This is a genomic window from Candidatus Saganbacteria bacterium, from assembly GCA_016223245.1.
In the GTDB taxonomy this organism is placed as follows: Bacteria; Margulisbacteria; WOR-1; order XYC2-FULL-46-14; family XYC2-FULL-37-10; genus JACRPL01.
The window spans coordinates 88,340-111,178 of sequence record JACRPL010000003.1 but is presented as its reverse complement, the minus strand read 5'-3'; the positions used below and the strand labels follow the sequence as shown (position 1 = coordinate 111,178).

At 43.3% G+C, this 22,839-nt stretch carries 21 protein-coding genes and 1 tRNA gene; 12 read left to right on the top strand and 10 right to left on the bottom strand.

Annotated features, from left to right (window positions below; all coding sequences use genetic code 11):
• The first annotated feature begins 44 nt into the window (after window positions 1-44).
• The 4 genes from HZC34_00730 to HZC34_00715 are packed head-to-tail and all read left to right on the top strand — an operon-like array spanning window position 45 to window position 3,215.
• Entirely contained in the window at window positions 45-644 is a 600-nt protein-coding gene (locus tag HZC34_00730; GenBank protein ID MBI5700360.1) for a hypothetical protein, read from the top strand.
• On the top strand, window positions 631-1,416 hold the full coding sequence (locus HZC34_00725) for a nucleotidyl transferase AbiEii/AbiGii toxin family protein (GenBank protein MBI5700359.1): 786 nt from the start codon (window positions 631-633) through the stop codon (window positions 1,414-1,416). Before HZC34_00730 ends, HZC34_00725 begins: the two co-directional genes overlap by 14 nt.
• 38 nt (window positions 1,417-1,454) lie before the next feature.
• A complete protein-coding gene (lsrF, locus tag HZC34_00720; protein MBI5700358.1) occupies window positions 1,455-2,240 on the top strand; it encodes a 3-hydroxy-5-phosphonooxypentane-2,4-dione thiolase in 786 nt (261 codons plus the stop codon).
• Entirely contained in the window at window positions 2,241-3,215 is a 975-nt protein-coding gene (locus HZC34_00715; protein ID MBI5700357.1) for an alcohol dehydrogenase catalytic domain-containing protein, read from the top strand.
• Here the strand turns inward: HZC34_00715 and HZC34_00710 are convergent.
• Window positions 3,212-4,351, bottom strand: coding sequence for a replication-associated recombination protein A (locus HZC34_00710; protein ID MBI5700356.1), 1,140 nt, complete (start codon window positions 4,349-4,351; stop codon window positions 3,212-3,214). The two genes, HZC34_00715 and HZC34_00710, sit on opposite strands and share 4 nt — an antisense overlap.
• Before the next feature lie 536 nt (window positions 4,352-4,887).
• Between HZC34_00710 and HZC34_00705 the strand changes: the two genes are divergently transcribed.
• Complete coding sequence (locus HZC34_00705; GenBank protein ID MBI5700355.1) at window positions 4,888-5,397, top strand: transposase; 510 nt, start codon at window positions 4,888-4,890, stop codon at window positions 5,395-5,397.
• A gap of 332 nt (window positions 5,398-5,729) precedes the next feature.
• On the opposite strand, the gene HZC34_00700 is transcribed toward HZC34_00705, so the two are convergent.
• Window positions 5,730-5,819: transfer RNA gene (locus HZC34_00700), tRNA-Ser, on the bottom strand.
• 2 nt (window positions 5,820-5,821) lie between these two features.
• Window positions 5,822-6,067 carry a GIY-YIG nuclease family protein gene (locus tag HZC34_00695; protein ID MBI5700354.1) on the bottom strand — a complete coding sequence of 82 codons (246 nt, stop codon included), beginning with the start codon at window positions 6,065-6,067 and terminating at the stop codon, window positions 5,822-5,824.
• A gap of 372 nt (window positions 6,068-6,439) precedes the next feature.
• Here HZC34_00695 and HZC34_00690 point away from each other — a divergent pair, with 372 nt between their 5' ends.
• From HZC34_00690 to larC, 3 genes are read left to right on the top strand one after another with little or no spacing between them, the layout of a single operon-like run.
• Window positions 6,440-6,958 carry a pentapeptide repeat-containing protein gene (locus HZC34_00690; GenBank protein MBI5700353.1) on the top strand — a complete coding sequence of 173 codons (519 nt, stop codon included), beginning with the start codon at window positions 6,440-6,442 and terminating at the stop codon, window positions 6,956-6,958.
• Between the two features lie 39 nt (window positions 6,959-6,997).
• Window positions 6,998-7,777 carry a nickel pincer cofactor biosynthesis protein LarB gene (gene larB / locus HZC34_00685; protein ID MBI5700352.1) on the top strand — a complete coding sequence of 260 codons (780 nt, stop codon included), beginning with the start codon at window positions 6,998-7,000 and terminating at the stop codon, window positions 7,775-7,777.
• Window positions 7,774-8,949 (top strand): nickel pincer cofactor biosynthesis protein LarC, encoded by a 1,176-nt coding sequence (gene larC / locus HZC34_00680; protein ID MBI5700351.1) that lies wholly within the window; start codon window positions 7,774-7,776, stop codon window positions 8,947-8,949. The genes larB and larC overlap by 4 nt, the downstream gene beginning before the upstream one ends.
• Here larC and HZC34_00675 read toward each other — a convergent pair.
• Both HZC34_00675 and HZC34_00670 read right to left on the bottom strand, forming a co-directional pair.
• Entirely contained in the window at window positions 8,915-9,136 is a 222-nt protein-coding gene (locus HZC34_00675; protein ID MBI5700350.1) for a hypothetical protein, read from the bottom strand. The genes larC and HZC34_00675 overlap by 35 nt on opposite strands.
• 52 nt (window positions 9,137-9,188) lie before the next feature.
• Window positions 9,189-10,259, bottom strand: coding sequence for a DUF362 domain-containing protein (locus tag HZC34_00670; protein MBI5700349.1), 1,071 nt, complete (start codon window positions 10,257-10,259; stop codon window positions 9,189-9,191).
• Window positions 10,260-10,438: 179 nt separating this feature from the next.
• Here HZC34_00670 and ssb point away from each other — a divergent pair, with 179 nt between their 5' ends.
• The 4 genes from ssb (at window position 10,439) to HZC34_00650 (ending at window position 13,571) form a co-directional block, all read left to right on the top strand.
• Entirely contained in the window at window positions 10,439-10,789 is a 351-nt protein-coding gene (gene ssb / locus HZC34_00665; protein ID MBI5700348.1) for a single-stranded DNA-binding protein, read from the top strand.
• A 109-nt stretch (window positions 10,790-10,898) separates the two neighbouring features.
• Window positions 10,899-11,543: a SagB/ThcOx family dehydrogenase gene (locus HZC34_00660; protein MBI5700347.1), complete on the top strand. Its 645-nt coding sequence runs from the start codon at window positions 10,899-10,901 to the stop codon at window positions 11,541-11,543.
• Window positions 11,540-12,430: an LCP family protein gene (locus tag HZC34_00655; GenBank protein ID MBI5700346.1), complete on the top strand. Its 891-nt coding sequence runs from the start codon at window positions 11,540-11,542 to the stop codon at window positions 12,428-12,430. The genes HZC34_00660 and HZC34_00655 overlap by 4 nt, the downstream gene beginning before the upstream one ends.
• Window position 12,431: 1 nt before the next feature.
• On the top strand, window positions 12,432-13,571 hold the full coding sequence (locus tag HZC34_00650) for an MFS transporter (protein ID MBI5700345.1): 1,140 nt from the start codon (window positions 12,432-12,434) through the stop codon (window positions 13,569-13,571).
• Here HZC34_00650 and gltA read toward each other — a convergent pair.
• The 5 genes from gltA to gltB all read right to left on the bottom strand — a co-directional run bounded on the left by gltA (window position 13,560) and on the right by gltB (window position 22,837).
• Window positions 13,560-14,966 (bottom strand): NADPH-dependent glutamate synthase, encoded by a 1,407-nt coding sequence (gltA, locus tag HZC34_00645; protein ID MBI5700344.1) that lies wholly within the window; start codon window positions 14,964-14,966, stop codon window positions 13,560-13,562. The genes HZC34_00650 and gltA overlap by 12 nt on opposite strands.
• 10 nt (window positions 14,967-14,976) lie before the next feature.
• Window positions 14,977-15,861 carry a sulfide/dihydroorotate dehydrogenase-like FAD/NAD-binding protein gene (locus tag HZC34_00640; protein ID MBI5700343.1) on the bottom strand — a complete coding sequence of 295 codons (885 nt, stop codon included), beginning with the start codon at window positions 15,859-15,861 and terminating at the stop codon, window positions 14,977-14,979.
• Window positions 15,862-15,967: 106 nt separating this feature from the next.
• Window positions 15,968-16,789, bottom strand: a complete 822-nt coding sequence (locus HZC34_00635; GenBank protein MBI5700342.1) for an HD domain-containing protein — start codon at window positions 16,787-16,789, stop codon at window positions 15,968-15,970.
• A 43-nt stretch (window positions 16,790-16,832) separates the two neighbouring features.
• Window positions 16,833-18,269 (bottom strand): glutamate synthase subunit beta, encoded by a 1,437-nt coding sequence (locus HZC34_00630; GenBank protein MBI5700341.1) that lies wholly within the window; start codon window positions 18,267-18,269, stop codon window positions 16,833-16,835.
• Window positions 18,269-22,837 (bottom strand): glutamate synthase large subunit, encoded by a 4,569-nt coding sequence (gene gltB, locus HZC34_00625; GenBank protein ID MBI5700340.1) that lies wholly within the window; start codon window positions 22,835-22,837, stop codon window positions 18,269-18,271. The genes HZC34_00630 and gltB overlap by 1 nt, the downstream gene beginning before the upstream one ends.
• Between the last annotated feature and the right edge of the window lie 2 nt (window positions 22,838-22,839).

Genomic DNA, 22,839 nt, shown 5'->3' with positions numbered 1-22,839 from the left:
CTTGACAATGGATGTTTCAGTAAGTTATAATATATTATAACCAAATGAAATATGAAGAACTATACAAAAAGCTAACCAAGAACCAGCTGTATGTTTTTAGCTTTAGGGACTTGAAAAGACTTTTCCCAAAGGAGTCACCAAGAACCCTTAAATTCCAGGTATATTTTTGGAAGAAAAAAGGCTGGCTAAGAGCTATTCGCCGCGGTTTTTACGAGATCGCTTACCCTGAACGGAAAAATATCCCTGATATGTTCATTGCCAATCGCCTCTACGAGCCGTCATATGTTTCACTTGAGACCGCGCTATCAACCTACAGCATTATCCCCGAAGTCGCGATAGGTGTAACTTCGGTAACAACAAAGGCAACGCGCCGATTTGGATCGTTTGTTTATCGAACGGTCCGGCCCAAAGCTTTTACGGGATATCGGATTATTAAAGAACAAGGTTTTGATATCAAAATCGCTGAACCGGAAAAGGCGCTGATAGATTATTTGTATCTTAAATTGAGGACCAATGGGGAAATTTCAAAGCGCTTCGAAATAAAGGCATTAAGACTTTTGGATAAAAAGAAGCTGCAAATATACATGAAATTATATCCAAAGAAGATCAAGGAGGAGATCAACAAAATATATGCTAACTTATGAAGCGCTTCTCGAATACGCGAAGAATAAAGGGATGCCGACAAATAAGATAAGGGGGATTTTGCGCGAATACATCCAAACCCTTATCCTAAAACATTTATATAGGCATCCTTTGGGGAAAAGATCCTATTTTTTAGGTGGGACTTACCTGCGTTTCGTCCACGGGTTTAAAAGGTTCTCGGAAGACCTCGATTTTAACGGTGAAAAATTCAAAAAAAATGAATTCGTGGATATGGCGCATTATGTCCAAAGCGAGTTTGAACGCGAGAACTTGAACAGCGGCGTCGATTTCGATCATCGCGGCAACCTTTTAACCGCGAAATTCACTTTTAATAGGGAGCTTCAAAGCGCTTATCAATTAATAGATGCAAGAGGGCAATTGATGGTAAAGGTCGAGATCCACCAGCCATCATGGGAACTGAAGACCAATGAGGTGGTCGTCAATAACTTCGGGGAAATGTTCCCGATTTTCACTATGACCGATGGCTATATTTTTTGCGAGAAAATGCTGGCATTAAGCACCCACAGAAGGGGCCGCCATGTTTATGATCTTATCATGATGCTTTCAAAAAAATTCCCGGTGGACGATTATATTTTAAGGGAAAAAAAGGTCAATATCTCCCCCAGGGAATTCCTAAAAGAGATCATTTTTGCCATTCCCGATAAAGAGCTTGAAAAGATGGCAAATTCCCTGCGCCCATTTTTATTCGAGGAAAAAGAAGCGGAGTATGTTGAAAGGGCTAAGTTTTACATAGAACAACTATTGTCAGCTTGAAGATAGTTTGAAACTGGCCCATAATAGGAGGAATAATCATGAATTGGGGAATGAAAAACAGGTTAAGCAAATTATTTCAAGACGACGGACATTGTTTCTTTTTGCCGATAGACCATGGATATTTCCAGGGGCCCACGCATTGCCTTGAAAAACCGGGTGAGACAATTAAACCGCTGCTGCCTTATTGCGATGCTCTTTTTGTAACCAGAGGCGTTTTACGCTCCTCAATCGATGCGAATATAAGCAAACCGATAATATTAAGGGTGTCCGGCGGCACGAGCATTGTAGGAAAAGACCTCGCGAATGAAGGGCTTACCACATCCATCGAAGAGATCCTCCGGCTTAATGCAAGCTCTGTGGGAGTTTCGATCTTTGTCGGAAGCAACTATGAAAAAGAAACTTTATTGAATTTGGCCGAATTGGTAAATCTTTGCGAAAAATATGACATCCCGGTAATGGCTGTTACCGCGGTCGGCAAAGAAATGGAAAAGCTTGAAGCTCGCTATCTAGCTTTAGCTTGTCGGATAGCGGCAGAGCTTGGCGCCAAAGTCGTAAAAACCTATTGGTGCGAAAAAGATTTCGACAAAGTTGTTAATGGCTGTCCAGTCCCGGTTGTAATGGCCGGGGGGCCCAAATGCGCGACCGAACATGACGTTTTTAAATTCGTACACGACGGAATGCAAAAAGGGTCTGTCGGCATAAATCTTGGGCGAAATGTTTGGCAAAGTCCCCATCCTGTGGCTGTTGCGGCGGCTCTTCAAGCAATAATCCATAAGAATGCCAGCGTAAAAGAAGCTCAAGATATTTTCAACGAAAACAAATAGATGCGTGCAGCTGTTTACCACAATAATAATGACATCCGGATCGAAGAGCGGCCAAAACCTTCGATAAACGACGGCGAAATATTGGTGAAAGTCCTGGCAAGCGGGATTTGCGGGACAGACTTAATGGAATGGTACCGCATCAAAAAAGCCCCAAGGATATTAGGCCACGAAATTGCAGGCGAAATTGTCGAATCCAAGTCCGGAAAATACAAAGTCGGGCAGAGAGTATTTGTAAGCCATCATGTCCCTTGCGAAGAATGCAAGTATTGCAGAGAAGGAAACCAAACTGCGTGTGAAACGCTTCATAAAGGCAACTATGACCCGGGCGGCTACAGCGAATTTGTCCGCGTCCCAAAGATAAATGTCGAAAAAGGCACTTACTTATTGCCGAAAAATGTCTCAAACGACGAAGGGACATTGATCGAACCTTTAGCCTGCGCTATCCGCGGCCAAAAAGCGATCGGCGTCAAGAAAGATCATACTGTATTGGTACTCGGAAGCGGCGTCTCCGGATTATTAAACATTTTGATTGCAAAATTGGCCGGCGCGAAGGTTCTCGCAACAGATATTTCCGAATATAGGCTGAACAAGGCAAAAGAATTCGGCGCAGACCAAGTTATCGATGCGCGCCAAAATATTAATATCAAAGCCGACAGGATAATTGTTTGTACAGGAGCATATTCCGCGGTTGAGCAGGCCTTTAATTGCATTGACAGAAAGGGCTTCATTCTTTTTTTTGCTATTCCAAATAAGAATATTGAGATCCCAACCGAAAATTTTTGGCGCAACGAGATCACAGTCACATCATCATATGGCGCCGGACCTGTTAATCTCGAGGAAGCTCTAAAATTAATTAAAACCGGCAAGGTTAAAATAAAAGGCCTTGTAACCCATCACTTGCCTCTAGAAAAGATCCAAGAGGGTTTTAAAATTATCGCTGAAGGAAAAGAGTGCCTGAAGGTTGTGTTGAATTAGTTCTTTCTCGTATAATTTTTTAGATGCTCGGGAACGGCTTGAGTAACTTCATTCTCAACTTTTTTTAAAGCTTCATTTATTCCCATATAAGCCGCGTTGCTTTTTGGCGCCGTTGAGACATAGGTTGTAGCTTGGGCCAATGGAATTCTTGCTTCCGGAAGTCCTACAAACTCAGCTACCTGCATAGCGGCGTTTGAAATAACCAATGCCAAAGGATCAGCATTCCCGACATCTTCGGCGGCACAAATAACAATGCGCCTTGCGATAAACCTTGGATCTTCACCGGCATGTATCATTTTCGCAAGATAATATAGCGCTGCGTCTGGATCTGAACCGCGCATAGATTTTATAAAAGCGGAAATAGTGTCGTAATGTTGGTCGCCTTTTTTGTCGTAGACAACTTTTTTCTTTTGGATCGATTCTTCGGCCACCTTCAGATCAATATTTATTGTCCCACTCTTATCTTTTTGCGTTGAAAGGACGGCCAATTCCAGGGCGGAGAGCGCTCGCCTTGCGTCTCCATCCGACAGTTTTGATAAATGTTCAAGTGCTTCACTATTTATATCGATTTTTAATTTGCCATATCCACGATCTGCGTCTTTAATAGCCGAATTAATTACTATTTTTAGGTTTTCGGTCGATAAAGGTTTCAATTCAAATATTTGCGACCTCGAAACCAACGCCGAATTCACATAAAAGAAAGGATTTTCTGTTGTTGCGCCGATCAAGATAAGATTGCCCTCTTCAACATCGGGCAATAATGAATCCTGCTGAAGCTTATTGAAGCGATGGATTTCATCCAGGAAAAGAATAGTCTTTAATCCATTTAATTTTCTTCGCTGTTTGGCCTGGAGGCTGGCAGTTCGAATATCGTCAACTGAAGCCGTTGCGGCATTAAGCCACTCAAAGTGGCCTTTGGTTGTATTGGCAATAACGCGAGCAATTACAGTTTTTCCGACTCCGGGTGGTCCATAAAGAATAATAGATGTGATCTTGTCGGCTTCGATTAACCGCCTTAATAATTTCCCCTGCCCCAATATTTCTTCTTGGCCTGATATTTCATCAACTGTTCGAGGTGCCATGCGGTATGCAAGAGGCTGGTCTTCTGGTTTTCCTTGATCTTGGAAGAGTTCCATGGGATAAGTATATCAAACATATCACAATTTGTTATATGTTTGAACGGTGTCTGTTTGAAAATATCCGAGCGAAATTCTCTGGACTCGGCAGGCGGAAAGGACGATTTCAAGTTTTGCTGCAAGCTACACTAATTATAAGTTGTGCTTGCCTGCTTTTCAAGCAGTTGGCGGCAAATTCTTTTAATACCAACTTAAGAAAATCGCGCATTCGCGTAATTAAAGGTCGCAAATCAGAAAAGATGAGACCGATTAGCAACTCAGAAACCAGCGACTAAATCCCGATGTGGGAATCGGGACAAGCGTCGCGGTTTCTTCGAGCCTTTCACTAATAGCATTATACCTTGTTAAGCCCCACGGGCTCAACCCTCATTTTATCTAGCCATTAAGCAATCGTCAGATGTTCTTTGTGGCGATAAAAAAATATTTTTAGGATTTTTGTCCAAAAAAGAAAGCCCGCCCCAGTCGGCTAGCCTATTTCAATTTTAGCTTTTTAGCCATTTGCTACAATGGTTGTATCATTTCTATGGAGGTGTCTTATGTTCAAAGAGTTAAAAGGTTTCGGCGGGAATCTCTTCGAGGCAGAATTTGCCAAAAACGTCAAGAACAATTATGCGTCTCATATCCTGGTTAAACTGGTCGATTTCGATTGGTCGTTCATCCGTGAGGAAGCGAAGAATTGCTATAGTAAGAATGGCCAGAGTGCTTTCGATCCGGTTTTGATGTTTAAGATACTTTTTCTTAAAGAGGCGATGCAGCTTAATTCCGACTACCAGCTTGAAGAACTCATCAATCTCTACATTCTTTTCCGTTTTTTCCTCAATGTCTCTTTTAAAGAAAGCAACGATGATTATGTTTACGCCCGGAGCATGCGCTGTATGGTCGAGGTGCCTTTTGCCGTTGGCAAGCGCAGTTATCGCCTGAAAAGATCGCGCTACTGGGGCGAGCTTAAGACACATGCCCAATCTTTGCTAACTTACATGGCATACAATCTCAAGAAAATATTCGCTGCTCCTCCGCCCTTGGAACCGGCCGCTACGGCGGCATAAGGATTAACTGTTTCCAAAATTGGGGGAATGGAGGTGATGGGAAAGAAAAAACCAGCAATTAGAGATTAGAACCTCGGAAAACTCTCAAAAAATTGCTTAGTTTCAAAAACCGTCGGAAAATGTTCGCTTCCTAACCTGTCTCCAATTATATCAGGGGGCTAAAAAGACTCATATTCCCTCGAGCTTGCGCTCGGGGTATGTCGGTTGTCTTAATCAATAAAAATTCAAAAAGTTTTCTCTTGGCCTTACTGAATTCAAAACGGCTTGAAATTTCTATGAAAAACGGTTGGCGAGCCTTAGCCTCGGGCGAGCCAACAAAGACATTTCTCAACTGGCGGAGGGAGGAGGATTCGAACCCCCGATACTGTTTCCAGTATAGTCGCTTTCGAGGCGACCGCTTTCAACCGCTCAGCCATCCCTCCAACTAAATATTAATAACTAATTTTTTAAAGGCTTGACCGCCTTTATAATTTTTTATCTGCTTTTCTCTTCTAGAAGCTTCTTCTTTAGTTAAAAAGCTTTCCTGATAAACTAATTTCCAAGGGCCTTTATATCTTGTCCAATTTCCCTTTGATCGATTGTGCTCCTCTAATCTTTCAATGGGATCTTTCGAAGTATATCCGATGTAATGCTTATTGACATCGTTTTCTAATATGTATATATAAAACATTCGATTATTCTTCTAAGTATTAGTGCTTTTTCCGCCTTTGGCGGAACCCCGCTAGTTCCGTCTGCGGAACGTAGCGGTGGCGAGGCGTTCGCCTTCAACCACTCGGCCACTCCTCCATAAAATCGATAAGCGTCAATGGGTTGGGAAGTGGGAAACGTATTGCGATATACGTTTCAAGCCGCGCAACGACTCGACTGAGCTCGTCGAAGTCCGCAACCGGTCGATTGATAAAGTATACCATCACGATATTTTTATGTCTATTTACGGGGCACAAAAAATTTCTAAAAGTATTTTTTAATAAGTGAAATTTCTGATATTACTTCCCGAAGTAGGCGTATAGAGTAAAAAATAATTCTTCAGGAGGAAAATATCATGGCAATTGATGGGACAAAATTTCAAGTTCAAAAAAATATTTGGAGGACGCCGATCGGGATCGCATCCAGCGTTTTGGGGCCGAACCATAGATCGCTTGGAGATGTCGCAAGAAAGATCAACGAATCCGGACTGAACCTCAAACACGCGCTCACCCATGGCGAAGTCGGAAGATTAGCTGGATTTGCCGCGGCCCATTCTGTATTATACCTTGACTTTAGCGGATCTGTTATCGGGCCCAAAAGATTTGAAGATACACATTCATTTAGTTGTGGAACATACTTCCCTCTGTTATCAGGCGCAAGCTTAAGATTTAGCACTTTCGGGGATGCATCTTTCACTGATTTGGATGCAAGATTTTCAAATTTGACCGGCGTTGACCTAAGCCATGCTCTAGTCAAGGGAGACTTTGCAAAAGCATGGTATGACGCGGCTACAAAATTCTCCGCAGGGTTTAGCTGGCTAGCTTCGATGCATGAGATCAAACCAGTACCACGGACGACAGAAAATATAGGCTGATTATATAATCCCATCTAAACAGCTAACCCTACCTGTGCAATCAGTAAATTTCACGATATAATAGTAAATGTGAGCAAGAATAAACCACACTACGAAGACCTTGGGTTCGCAAAAATAGACCATCATAGGATAAAACGAAAAGGATTCCCTGAAGTGATCTACTGCCAAGGAAAAACTCCCGATCAAATAGCGCATATCGCATCGCGCATCGCGCATTATGGCCATGATGTATTAGCAACCCGGGCTGATAAAACGGCATTCAAGGCAATAAAAGAAATTCTTCCAAAAGCGAAATATCACAAAGTCGCACGAATCGTTACTTTCAAACAAAGCGACATAGAAACAAAGAAACCTGCCTTCGCTAAAGCTTCCATCCTCCGCAGTAGCACTGCTACGGAGGACGGATCGGCAGGCAGGCATAGAAACCCTGTACTTATTGTAACCGCAGGCACATCCGACATACCCGTTTCCGAAGAAGCCGCAATTACGGCAGAATTTCTTGGGCTTAAAGTCGAAAAGCTACATGACGTTGGAGTTGCGGGTATACATCGTTTGTTGAAAAATATTAAAATCTTAAAAAGAGCCTCTGTTATTATCGCTGTCGCCGGAATGGAAGGCGCATTGCCATCTGTAATTGGAGGATTAATTTCTGCGCCAATTATCGCCGTCCCGACATCGGTTGGCTATGGAGCAAGTTTCAAAGGATTGTCGGCACTTTTAACGATGCTAAACTCCTGCGCACCCGGAGTTGCCGCGGTAAATATCGACAACGGCTTCGGCGCCGCCGTTATGGCGAACGCAATTGTTAATCGCAAATGAAAACCGCTTATTTTGACTGCGCATCGGGTATCTCCGGCAACATGATCTTAGGATCGCTTGTAAATGCCGGAGTTCCGATTGAACATCTAAAAAAAGAACTAGCAAAGCTTCGCATTACGCATTACTCGTTACTCGTTACCAGAAAAACAAACAACAGAATTAATGCTACTCATATCGAGGTAAAAACCATAAAAGAAAAAAACCATCGGTCGCTTAAAGATATCAATAAAATAATAGATAATAGCCATCTGTCGAAAAAAATAAAAGTTTTAAGCAAGAAAATATTTTACAATCTTGCAAAAGCGGAAGCCAAAGTCCATAAATGCGGGATAAATGAAATCCACTTCCATGAAGTCGGCGCTATTGACGCGATAATAGATATCGTGGGTTCCGTTACTTGCCTAGCCTTTCTTGGTATCGAAGAAGTTTTTTGCTCTCCAATAAATGTTGGATCGGGAACCACAAAATGCGCTCATGGAACGATCCCAATTCCGGGGCCTGCGACGGTTGAACTTCTAAAAGGGATACCGATCTATGATTCGGGAATAAAAAAAGAGCTCGCAACGCCAACGGGAGCCGCGATCATTGCAACTCTCGCGAAAAGTTTTGGACCATTGCCAAGGATAGAAGTTGAAAAGACCGGATTCGGAGCCGGCGGATATGACCTTAAAGTTCAGCCGAATTTCTTAAGGGTAATTATCGGTGAAAAAGAATTAGAAACCAAAAAAGATATGGTTTTAATGATCGAAACAAACATAGACGATATTGCTCCGAAACTTTTCGATAATACGATCACATCCTTATTGAAAGCTGGGGCATACGATGCATATTTTGAAGATATTCGGATGAAAAAAGAAAGGGCGGCGGTCAAACTAACTGTATTATGCCCTATCGAATTGGAGGATATCATCCTAAAGACGATTTTTGAAACGACTACCTCGTTTGGCGTTCGAACATTCTTAGTCCAAAGAGAAAAACTTGGCCGCCATTTTAAACAGATCAACACAAAATATGGGAAAGCCGCCGTTAAGATCGGAACACTTGGAAAGAAGATCATGACTATCGCGCCTGAATACGAAGACTATAAGAAATTAGCGAATAAACATCATATCCCTATAAAGAAAGCTTATAGAGAAGTTATGCGGAGAGCGATTCGATATCTTGTGGAGTAAGAACTTTCATTTTTGAGGCCAACTCAATAGCAACTTGTTTCGCTTCCGGATCGCCGTAATATACATTATAGTTGATCGCCCTGCGGACCCCTTCCTCTCCCAACAATTCGTCTGTAAGGGAATGCATTATAGCAACCCTGTCGGGGCCATGAAGTTTAACTACGAGATTTTGGATTTGGATGTTCATTTCAGGTATCACACAATATAATCGTCGCGTCACACCCAAAACTTGCATAATATTATTTTCGATTAAATATCTTGGCCAAAAGATCCGATATCATGTTCTTTTTTACAAATATAGCTCTTTCCGGGCACATTTCCTGGCAGCAGAAGCATCTTATGCATTTGCCATAATCGTAAACAGGATTTTTGGATCCGACGGACATAGCTTTTGCGGCGCATACATTGATACAAATCTTGCAATTGACGCATTTTTTGGGATCGATCACAGGTTTATCGGAAAAGTTCTTATTGATAAAGCTTAATAAAAATGAAAGCGGCAAAAATTCGACATTGCTTGGCAAGATATTTATCTTTTTAAAATCGGGACAAGAAAACCCTTGGATGTTTTCCCCGTTAATGATCTTAAGCATCAATTGGTCGATATCGAAGGGATCCGATGTCGCGCCAATAATTCCCAAATGTCTTGGCGTCCCGCCAGCAGGCCCGCCTTCCCCCTCCATTGCCAATACCGCGTCCATTATCGTCAATTTCGGTTTAATTAATCTCGCCAGATCTTCGAGGAGCTCAATAAAAGGCTCGCGTTCTTTTATTTTATAATGATATTGGCTCTTTAAAAGGCCGGGAACGCATCCAAAAAGATTTTTTACGGCATTAGTAGTTCCGGTAAGCACATGGGTCTTAAATTTCGGGATATTTATCAAAACATCATAGCCATAGACTTCCGCCGCGACAGTTATTCTTTTGAATTTTTTCCCATCCGGGAAATTTACTTCTTTGGGTGTTTTAAATTCGATCAGGTCTACTTTTTCTTCATCAAGTACCTTCTTAATGCCGGTAATTTTTGACATTTTCTCGGCAGTTCCAAATCCGGGGCTTTCACCGACGAATGCATGGGCGCCAGCCAACCTAACCAGACGAATGATCGCCCGTATAACTTCTGGATTAGTCGTTACGGCTTTATCCGGACTGTAACCGGCCAAGATATTTGGCTTAAGCAATACTTTTTGCCCCGGTTTAACAAATCTTCCTATGCCGCCTAGCGGCTCAAGGGCTGAAGTTATCGAATTGAATACTTCAACCTGGTCATATGTGCCGCATTTCCGAAAAATTGTTATGTTTTCGTCCATTGCAAATAATTATACATGATTTCGTCGCTTATGACGAAGATTAACTCACCCCCTCCCTCGCTTTGCTCGGGTTTCCCCCTCTCTTATTAAGAGAGGGGGATTAAGGGGGTGAGTTGGCGCGATAATTGCTGTGTATCTTGTGTAATCAAAAATATCTTAGAAAAAAGGAGGTGAATACGATGGCATCATTAAACAAGACCATGCTTATTGGACGATTAACGGCCGACCCGGAAACCCGATTTACTTCGAAAGAAAACCCGATCACAAGGTTTTCGATCGCAGTTGAAAGGCCTTTCAAAAAGGAAGGAGTAAAGGAAGTTGATTTCTTCAATTGCATCGCCTGGGGTCCTCTTGCAAAAATTTGCGGAGAATACCTTAAGAAAGGAAGGCTCGTTGCGGTAGACGGAAGGATTCAGATAAGCAAGTACAAAGATAAGGAAGGCAACAACCGCACCTCGACAGAAATTGTAGCTGAAGGCGTACAAATGCTTGATTTCCCAAAAAAGCAAAAAGAAACCGCTTCTGTATAATAAAAAGCCCCGTATCATGCTGCAGCATGCTGCGGGGTTTATCCCGTACAATGCGCATGCATTGCTACGGGATTTTGCCTTTAAAATACCTTATGTTATAATAGTTTTTATGCGAAAGCGCATAATAACCTCTCTCATCCTAATTGTATTCTGCTCTTTGGCTTATGCCGAAACAATAACTCTCCCGCAGTCAAGATCAACAGGACAAATGTCGCTCGAAGAAGCAATTTATCGAAGGCGATCGGAAAGATCATTCCTCGAAACGCCGCTAAATTCAACCCAGATATCCCAATTATTATGGGCGTGCCAAGGTATAACTGACCCACAATGGAATTTCAGGTCGGCGCCGTCCGCAGGCAGCCTATACCCGTTGGAAATATATGCCGTGGACAAGACCGGCGTATACCATTACCTGCCATTAGAGCATAAACTTGAGGTTATCGTAAAAGGCGATAAGCGGCAAAGCTTGGCCCGAGCCGCGCTAGCGCAGACTTTTGTAGCTGAAGCTCCTTTTATTGTTATTGTTTCGGCAAACTATAATAAAACAAGGACAAAATTCGGCAGCCGAGCCGAAAGATATGTCTACATAGAAGCTGGTACTGCATCAGAAAATCTTCTCCTTCAGGCGACAGCTTTAGGCCTTAAAACAGTCTGTGTCGGTTCGTTCTGGGACGATGTCGTTGCGGCTTCAATGAGCCTTCCGCCCGACCACGAACCATTGCTCCTTATCCCGATCGGCTACGAAAAGAAATGACAAAAACCGGGAAACATGTCGATTGGTTGAGGCTTATCGGGATAATCGTCCTGTTCCTGGGAATAATTTACTTTTACACGAATTTATTTTTCCCCGCCCATATCCCATTTATCATAAAATTCGGCATCATCGGCCGCCCAATGAATATCTTGGTCATCGGGACCGATCTCGACACCAACGCCGAAACCGGGAAGATCATTTCGGAAAGCGGCCGCAGCGACTCGATCATGGTCCTTCATGTCGACCCGCTGGTGAACCGGCTGAATATTGTTTCGATACCAAGGGATTCATATGTTGCAGTGCCGGGGTTTGGATACAATAAAATAAATGCCGCCTTTGTTTTGGGCGGAATAAGCCTTACTAAGGCAACGATCGAAAAACTTCTCGATATCCCGATCGATAAATATCTGATTGTAAATACCGCGACCCTGCCTAAACTTGTAGACCTTCTAGGCGGCGTCCTAATAAACGTTGATAAAGACATGTTTTACATCGACCGAGCCCAGGGACTTTTTATAAATCTCAAGGCCGGATGGCAGAGGTTGAGCGGGAAGCAGGCCGAGGAATATGTGCGGTTCAGGCACGATGCCTTAGGCGACCTAGGGCGCATTGAACGCCAGCAGAAATTTTTGAATGCATTATCTTCAAGGCTTGCGTCTTTCCAATCGATCATCAAAGCTCCGTTCATCATCAACCTCATTAGGGTAAACGTCAAAAGCGACTTAAGTCTGAAAGGCTTCATTATGCTTGCAAATAATATGAGAATGATGCCGAAAAATAACTTTAGGAGCATCACTTTGCCTGGAGACCCCGGCAACAACGCCGCGGGAAGCGTTATCCTTTTGAATATGGATGAAACAAGAAAGATCATAGAAAATAATTTTTAACATGGGATTAAGAAATTCCGGGATAATAATATTGTTCATGACCATGTTTTTAGTCATGGCCGGTTTTGGGATAATACTCCCGATCCTCCCCTTTTTTTCGCTGAACCTGGGCGCGACCTCGTTCCAAATAGGCTTGCTTATGGCAAGCTATTCGCTGATGCAGTTTATCTTTTCGCCTGTTTGGGGATCACTTTCTGATAAATACGGGAGAAAGCCCATAATCCTGATAGGTCTTGCGGGATTTGCCGTTTCATTCGTTCTTTTCGGCATTGCGGACAGCCTTCTGATGCTTTTTGCCTCGAGGATATTAGGCGGGATACTATCTTCTGCATGCCTTCCGACGGCTATGGCATATGTCGCTGATGTGACCGATACGGAAAACCGTGGCCATGGAATGGGCCTAATGGGCGCCGCAATGGGCCTTGGCGTAATTGTAGGTCCTGCTATCGGAAGCTTATTTTCCATATTGCACTTTAGCGCGCCGTTCTTTTTCTCTGCAGTCTTAGCCGTAATAAATCTCCTCTTTGCGGCAATATTCCTGAAAGAATCAAAGAAAAAACGAAGCCGCAGCGAGGTCGAATACAATAGGTTCAAACACCTGCTGTCGCTTAGGGGGTTTTTGGCCTTCGCGTTTTTCCTGGTTTTTGTCGTTTCATTCTCGACCGCGAATTTTGAAGGCACATTCTCGCTTTTCGCGAAAGACAAGCTGAATTTTGGAGCGGTCGAAATGGGCTGGATATTTGTCTCAATGGGTGTTGTGATAGTAATTATCCAAGGCATGCTGATAGGCCGATTAATTAAAAGGTTCGGGGAAGAAAACATCGTTAAGATCGGCCTGATATTATCTTCGATCGGTTATCTCCTTACGATCTTTTCATATGATTTTATTTCTCTGATGATCTTTGTTGGAATTGCAAGCGCGGGAGCTGGCCTTTGCCGCCCAAGCTTGGCATCTCTAATCTCCAAAAGGACAGAGATAGATGAAGGGGCTACAATGGGAGCAATGCAATCCATCGATAGCTTAGGGCGAATTGCAGGGCCTATTTTTGGCGGGTTCGCGCTCGCGATGCACAGTAATTTGCCGTACTTGAGCGGATCGGCGGTAAATTTTCTTTTTTGGATAGCACTATTATTTATTTGACGATAAAAGCTTATTGATCTCTTTCGCGGCCTTTTTCCCGTCGCCCATTGCGGAAATTACCGTAGCGGCGCCTCGGACAATATCTCCACCGGCATAAACATTATTGATCGAAGTTTGTGCATCTTCTGTAATTATTATTCCGCCCCATGAATGTGTTTTGAGGTTTTGGGTGCGAAGCGGGACCAAAGGATTTGGAGAATTGCCAATAGCGACAACAGCTGTATCAATCGGAATTTTGAAATTTGAGCTCTTAATTTCTACGGGTTTTCTCCTGCCTGAAGAGTCAGTATCCCCAAGTTCCATTTGGATGCATTCAAGATCGGTTATCCATCCATTTTCACCCCTGTGGTATTTTGCAGGAAGTGTCAGCTCTTTGAATATTATCCCCTCTTCTTTCGCGCGATGGATCTCTTCACGGCGAGCAGGCATTTCTTTTTCTGTTCTCCTGTAGATTAAATAGACTTCATCGGCGCCAAGCCTTAATGAGACCCTGGCCGCGTCCATCGCCACATTGCCGCCGCCGACAACAGCAACACGTTTGCCGATCTTTATCGGAGTTAAGTATTCCGGAAATTTCCATGCTTTCATCATATTTACGCGGAACAAAAACTCGTTCGCGGAATAGACACCATCATAATTCTCACCGACAATTCCCATGAACTTTGGAAGACCGGCGCCTGATCCAATAAAAACAGCCTTATATTCTTTTAAGAGATCATTTATCGTATATACATTGCCAATCAGCATATCGGTTTTTATCTCAACGCCTAAACTTTTAACGTATTGTATCTCAAGATCGACGATCTTCTTGGGTAAACGGAATTCGGGGATCCCGTAAGTCAAAACTCCGCCGGTTACATGAAGCGATTCAAATACTGTGACTTGATATCCAAGAATAGCAAGGTCTCCAGCACATGCAAGTCCTGATGGGCCGCTGCCAATAACAGCAACTAACTCACCTCGCCTCACTTCGTTCGGCACCCCTCTCTTAACAAGAGAGGGGTTGGGGGTGAGTTTGCTTCTTTCCCAATCGGCAACAAATCTTTCTAGATTACCGATCCCGACCGATTTTCCTTTAATGCCGATAATACACTTCATTTCGCATTGTTCTTCTTGGGGACAGACTCGGCCGCAAATAGCCGGAAGTGAATTTGTTTCTTTTATTTTTTTGACAGCTGATTCAAAGTCGCCTTTAGCTACAAATTTTATAAATGCGGGGATATCGACTTCAACTGGACATTCCGCGACACATTTGGGGCTTTTACATTGCAGGCATCTATTTGCTTCGGCAATAGCTTGATCGACGGTATAACCTAATGGAACTTCCTCAAAATTTTTTATTCTATCCGTTGCCGGCCTATTTATCATTTCTTGTTTTGGTATTTTTTCAGCCATAGTAAACCTTTTACCCCCTCTCATTCTCCCCCTTAGCCATGGGGAGATGTTCCGAAGGGTCAGTGGGGGTCATAAGCCTGCAAACATGATCCATTGCTTGCTTTTCAACATCTTTAAACATTCTTAACCGAGAAGATAATTCGACAAAATCGACTTCATGCCCGTCAAATTCGGGGCCATCGACGCACGAAAACTTAATTTTCCCGCCGACAGTTATCCTGCAAATACCACACATGCCTGTTGCATCAAGCATTAGGGTATTTAGCGAAACAATCGTCCTTATTTTATATGGTTTTGTGATATCACATATGACTTTCATCATCGGAGTCGGCCCTACGGCTATTACCCTATCAATTTTCTCTTTTTTAGAGATCATTTCCATTAAGATATCCGAGACGAACCCCTTAATTCCAGAAGATCCGTCATCAGTTGCAACCCGAAGATCCGTGCTCTGTAATCTAAGTTCTTCTTCATAGATCAATAGGTCTTTGTTTCTAGCACCAATTATCGAAACGACTTCATTGCCAGTTTCTTTTAGCGACTTAACTAGAGGATAGATCTCGGCAATTCCAACCCCACCGCCGATAATGACAACCCTTCCGAACTTTTCGATCTCGGACGGAACGCCCAAAGGACCCAAAAGATGCGCAATTTCATTTCCGGCTTTTAGAGAATCCAACACTTTTGTTGTTGCCCCGATTATTTGAAAAATTATCGTTATCGTTCCCTTTTTAATATCATGGTCGGCTATGGTCAAAGGGATCCTTTCGGCCTTCTCTGTAGGCACAACGACAATAAACTGTCCCGGTTTTGCGGCATTTGCAATATGAGGAGTTTCAACTATTATTTTTGAAGTATTTTCCGAGAGCTTGTCTTTATGCAATATCCTGTTCATTTGTAAGAATTATATCATGGCCTGCAGAAAAAGGATTACTTACTCCGCGTAGCCGAGCCTCTTAGGCTCGGTCGTTTGCTATAATTTCAGCGCCTTAGAGGCGCTGCTACGCAGAGCGGTCGTGCTTGCGGAACTGGTCTGGGGTGTGGTCTATGGGAAGGCCGTTGTAATACCGATAAAAGAACCACATTATAATGCCTTCGGCTTTTTCGATCTCAGGTATTGTAAGATGGCTGTTGGAAAATTGATTTGTCCCCATCAAATCAAGTATAACCTTATGGACAACACCTCGAAAGAATTTCCTGGTAGGATCATTTGGTATCCTATTATCCCTGTACAATTTGGCAAGATACGCTTCCGAGTTATCGGCTATCATCACAAGGGCCGCTTCTTTGGTTGTTGGCAGAGTCCCCGGGTAATGCAGGTCGGGCTCTGTTATTGTTCCCAATAATGCAGCGCCAATATTGGCATACGTCCGCATGCGGCCGTGATGCTGTTCAACACCTTCCAAAACCTTGGGAGGAAACCCCTGATATTGGCCAAGAATTCTGGCTGAATTCCATGGATGAAGGAGCAATAATGCCAATTCTTGCTTGTCCTTTATTGTTAGAGCCTGAAGCCTGTCGCCGGAAACTGCGCCTGCAAAAAAATCCGGATTAGCGAGCTTTCCCGTATCATGGTAAATCCCGATGCATCTTGCAAGATCTGCATTTGCGCCAATGTGGCTTGCGGCTATTGCCGCGGCAGACCCAACGCATAAACTATGGATATATGCGCCGGGCATTATTTCACGAAGCTTTGTCTGGAGCGGATGATAAGGATTGAGCAATGGCCTGAACCTCAGCGATACTTTCGGAGCCAGAGCCTCGAATAAAGTTTCGCTCATCCTTAAGGCGGATGCCGTATTTACATGTAAAACAGTAAGCATATTAGTATATCTTGAGAAAAATTTGAAAATTTCAACGGGACTTCTACATTATAGGCAGAGTTGAATCGCCGACCAAGTATTCATCGATTAACCGCGCGGCCTTGCGCCCTTCAGATATCGCCCAAACAATTAGCGATTGTCCACGGCGCATATCTCCTGCCGAGAACACGCCTTTGCGCGATGTCATATAATTAGCATCGGTCTTAATATTTGACCTTGGATCGAGTTCCAGCCTAAGCTCGGTTATCATTCCTGTTTTTTCAGGCCCCAAGAAACCCAAAGCAAGAAAAACGAGATCAGCTTTGATCTCAAATTCTGTCCCTGGTATCTCTTTCAATTTTTCATCGACTTGCATACATTCAAGCCCCATTACCCTTGACCCTGCCTGCCGGTAGGCATGGCCTTGACCCTTAAATGACTTTGTCATAATTGACCACTTTCGGGTAACACCTTCTTCGTGGCTTGAAGAAGTCTTTAGAATTAAAGGATATTTAGGCCATGTGAAGTTTTCAGTCCTATCTTTTGAAGGCATAGGCATTAATTCAATTTGAACAACGCATGAAGCTCCCTGCCTATTTGCTGTTCCGACACAATCAGATCCCGTATCGCCGCCGCCTATAACTACAACACTCTTTCCCTTTGCAGAAATCGGATCTGTTATATTTGCACCAGCAATAAGTTTGTTTGATTGGGTTAAATATTCCATGGCGAAATAAATGCCTTTAAGATTTCGTCCTTCTATTGCAAGGTCTCTTGGAAATTTCGCGCCGCCTGTTAAACACACGGCATCAAATTCTTTTGTAAGCTTTTCTGCAGGAATATCTTTCCCAATATTAGTGTTTGTCTTAAATTCAATGCCTTCCTGCTTCCAAATATCAATTCTTCGGTCTAAGACACTCTTTTCGAGTTTGAAATCAGGGATACCATAGCGCATAATGCCGCCGAGTTGCTCATCTCTTTCAAAAACGGTGATTTTATGTCCTGCGCTATTTAGCTGTGCGGCGCATGAAAGGCCAGCAGGACCGGATCCTACGACAGCAACTGATTTCCCTGTGCGGACTTTTGGCGGATTTGCTTTAATTAGGCCTTCCTTGAATGCATGTTCGATTATTCCAAGCTCATTTTCACGAATTGTTACCGGATCATTGTTAATGCCTAATACACATGCATATTCACATGGCGCAGGACATACACGGCCGGTAATTTCAGGAAGATTGTTTGTCGAATTAAGCATATCGAATGCTTTTTGCCACTGATTGTGATATATAAATTCATTCCATTCGGGGATAATATTGCCTATAGGACATCCTGAATGGCAAAAGGGCGTTCCGCAATCCATACAGCGGCGAGCTTGCTCGCGCGTCACTTCATCGGGCCTTAATACAAAGACCTGTTTATAATCTTTTACGCGTTCGCAAACCGGACGGTATTCCGATGCGATCCTTTTGTTTTTTAAAAATCCTCTTGGATCCCCAACCATTAGTCTGCTCCTTGGTCTAGCGCTAATTTTTCTTCAAGTTTTTTCTGTTCTAAAAGCCTTTTATATTCGATGGGCATTACTTTAACGAATTTCTTTATTTCTTTGTCCAAATTATCCAGTATATACTTCGCCTTCAGAGAATTCGTGTTCAAATGATGCTTTCTCAATAGGTCGTATAGGACGACGCGGTCCCTTTCGTCCAATTCCTGCAGTTCTATCATCTCGAAATTGCACCTGTCCTTGAATTTTTTGTCTAGATCATAAACATAAGCGACGCCGCCGGACATCCCTGCGCCGAAATTGCGTCCGGTCGCGCCCAATATTACAATGTGCCCGCCGGTCATATATTCGCATCCATGGTCACCAACGCCTTCAACGACGCCATTAAGGCCGGAATTCCTGATGCAGAATCTCTCGCCCGCAACGCCTTTAATATATGCTTCGCCATTTATTGCGCCGTAAAATGCAGTATTGCCGATCAAAATATTTTCATCGGGCTTGTAGCCGGTGTTCTTATCGGGATAAATAATAACTTTTCCTCCGGATATCCCTTTGCCGACATAATCGTTCGCAAAGCCCTCGAGTTCAAAAGTCGCGCCTTTAGCCAAAAATGCGCCAAAACTTTGTCCCGCAACACCATTGAATTTAAATTTAATAGTATCATCCGGAAGACCCGATTCGCCAAAACGCTTGCAGATTTCACCGGAAAGCATAGCGCCCGTGGTCCTGTTGACGTTTTGTATCTTAAGTTCTTCCAAGACCGCCTTCCTGCTGTTCAATGCAGGTTTAGAAATTTTGATCAATTTCCTGTCCAATACATTGTCAATGCCGTGATCCTGTTCTTTTGTGCGATAGATCCCGACATTATTTTGGATTTCCGGCTTATAAAGGACCTTTGAAAGATCGATATCTTTTGATTTCCAAGATAAAATGCCCGTATTTGTTTCAAGCAGGTCAACGCGCCCCACAAGATCGTCGATCTTAGAAATTCCAAGGCTTGCCATTATTTCCCTCAATTCTGAAGCTATGAAAGTGAAATAATTTACAACGTGATCCGGATTCCCTGCAAATTTTGCTTCCAAGATATCGTCTTGGGTCGCAACTCCAACTGAACAGTTGTTTAAATGGCAGTGGCGCAGCATTACGCATCCCATAACGATCAGTGCAGCCGTACAAAAACCGTATTCTTCGGCGCCAAGTATCGCGGCGATAGCCACATCTCGCCCTGTCCTCATTTGGCCATCGGTTTGGAGCCTGACACGGGATCGCAGATCATTTAATACCAATGTTTGATGGGTTTCCGATATCCCAAGCTCCCAGGGAAGCCCGGCATGTTTAATTGAGCTTATTGGAGATGCCCCTGTTCCTCCATCACCGCCTGAAACCAAGATCATATCGGCATGGCCTTTAGCGACACCGGCGGCAACAGTTCCAACCCCGATCTCGGATACAAGTTTTACTGAAATCATGGCTCTTGGATTGACATTTTTTAGATCGAATATCAGTTGTGCCAAGTCTTCAATCGAATAAATATCATGGTGCGGCGGAGGAGATATTAAAGTAACCCCTTGCGTCGTGTATCGAGTTTTTGCTATGATCGCAGAAACCTTATGGCCGGGAAGCTGTCCGCCCTCGCCAGGCTTAGCTCCCTGCGCCATCTTTATTTGTATCTCATCTGCATTAACCAAATAGTTAGTAGTGACGCCAAAACGGCCGGAAGCTACTTGCTTGACAGCAGACCTTCTATTGTCGGCGAACCTTGCAGGGTCTTCCCCTCCTTCGCCTGTATTTGACCTGCCATGGATATGGTTCATGGCAATGGCTAAAGTTTCATGCGCACCGCGGCTGATAGAGCCAAAGCTCATGGCCCCTGTTACAAAACGTTTTAAAATAGATCCAATAGGCTCAACGGACTCAATCAGAATTGGGTTTGTCTTCTTAAACTTCAATACGCCCCTGATAGTTGTCGGATTCTTAGATTGATCGTTTATAAGAGCTGCAAATTCTTTATACCTTGCGTGATCATTTTTTTTCGCGGCATCCTGGATCGCGGAGATGCTTTCCGGGTTCCAAAGATGGAATTCGCCGTCGCGGCGGAATTGATATAGGCCTCCCGGAGGAAGAATTCTTCCGCTTTCTTCCCTTTTTGGATATGCAATTCGATGTTTTTCTAAAATTTCTATTGCTATTGTTTCAAACGTTACGCCGCCTATGCGAGAAGTCGTCCCTGTAAAGCATTTTTCGATTACTTCGTCGGATATTCCAAGCGCTTCAAATATTTGAGCTCCACGATAACTTTGCAAAGTTGAAATTCCCATTTTTGAGAGGATCTTAAGCATGCCGGCATCAATTGATTTGCGATAGTTCTTCAATGCAATATCCGGATCAATATCTAATTGTTTATCGGTTATCAAATATTCGACAACTTCATAAGCCAAATAAGGATTGATGCAGTCGGCTCCAAATCCGAACAGAACGCCAAAATGATGGACCTCTCGAGGTTCGCCGGATTCAAGAATTATGCCGATCTGTGTACGCATCGCATTTTTAATCAAATGCTGATGGACTGCGCCAACCGCAAGCAATGCGGGTATCGCGGCTTTCTCTTTGCCGACTCCCCTATCGGATAAAACTATGAAAGAATAACCATCTTTTATCGCTTTAACAGCATCGGTACAAATATTATCCAATGCTTTGACCAAATTATTCTTGTCATTTATTGGGAACAAGATCGAGATGATTTTTGTCTTAAATCCATTTATATTGATATCAACAATTTTATTTAGGTCGTCATTTGTCAATATCGGATGCTTTACGTATAATTTTTGGCAATGCTCCGGGGTCTCATCGAGAATATTCTTTTGGGACCCGACAAAACTATCAAGCCCCATTACGCATTCTTCACGGATAGGATCGATCGGTGGATTTGTAACCTGCGCGAATAATTGCTTAAAGTACGAGTAAAGGCTTTGCGAATGTTTTGAAAGCACCGAGATCGGGGTATCATTCCCCATCGATCCAATAGGCTCTTTCCCGGTTTCAGCCATAGGTTTAATCACGATCTTTAAGTCTTCCCTCGTGTAGCCGAAAGCACTCAATTCGGTTAATAACTCACCCCTTTTATCCCCCTCTCTTATTAAGAGAGGGGGAAACCCGAACGAAGCGAGGGATGGGGTGAGTTGGTCAAGATCCACTAAATTATCAGTAAGCCATTTCCTGTAAGGCTTTCTCTCCGACATTGTTTTCTTGACTTCATGGTCATTTACAATGCGGCCTTCTTCCGTGTCGATAAAGAAGATCTTACCAGGCTCGAGACGGCCCGAAACTTTTATATTTTTTGGATCGATGTCCAAAACGCCAAGCTCGGAAGCCATCAAGACTTTATCATCTTTTGTGATCAGGTATCTTGCTGGACGCAATCCGTTCCTATCAAGTAAAGCCCCTATTCTTGTACCATCGGTAAAAGCCATAGCGGCTGGACCGTCCCATGGCTCCATAAAGCAAGCATGAAATTTATAAAAATCCTTCAACCCTTCATCCATCAGTTTGTTCTGCTCCCAAGCACCGGGGATAAGCATCATCATTGAATGCGGCAAACTTCGTCCTGACAAGATCAATAATTCCAAGGCATTATCGATCGCGGCAGAATCCGATCCGCCCGGAACAATAATGGGTTTCAATTTTTCGATGTCGGATCCGAACATTTCACTCTTTAGAAGCCCTTCGCGAGCTCTCATCCAATTAATATTCCCGCGAAGAGTATTTATTTCGCCGTTATGGGCAAGAAATCTGAATGGCTGGGCCAGGTCCCATGTTGGAAACGTATTTGTACTATAACGGGAGTGGACAAGGCATAAAGCTGAAACAATTCTTGGGTCTTTCAGGTCAAGAAAGAAGTTTTCGACCTGATCCGGCATGAGTAATCCTTTATAAAGCATAGTTCTTGAAGAAATATTTGTAATATAGAAAAATAACTTCTGTTTGGTGCTAGAATTTCGGATCGTTGTTTCGACTTCTTTACGAATTACATAGAGCTTTCGTCCAAAATCCAATTGTTCATTTTCTGCATCGGAGTTTACCCCGAGCGAAGTCGAGGGACCTTTCCCAATAAAGATTTGCTCAATTACAGGCTCTGTAAGCTTTGCAGTTTCGCCAATTACCGAGTTATCAAGAGGAACGTCCCTGTAACCTAAAAGCTTCTGCCCTGCGGCTTCGATGGCTTTCTTGAACACATCTTTGCAAAATTCCCTGTCTTTTTTATCTTTTGGAAAGAAAATAGTTCCTGTGCCGTAAGATCCGCTTTGAGGAAGATCGATCTTTAACTTAGAACATTCGTGGACTAAGAAATCATGAGGGATTTGAAGCAAAATACCTGCTCCATCGCCAGTTTTTGGGTCGGCTCCGGTAGCCCCGCGATGAGCAAGCCGTCTTAATGCCTCAAGGGATTGTAAAACCGTTGCGTTCGATTTTTTGCCCTTTATATCGCATAAAAACCCGACTCCACAGCTGTCATGTTCGTATGAGGGATCGTAAAGGCCTTGTTTTTTTGGAAAATTATTATATTGCATAG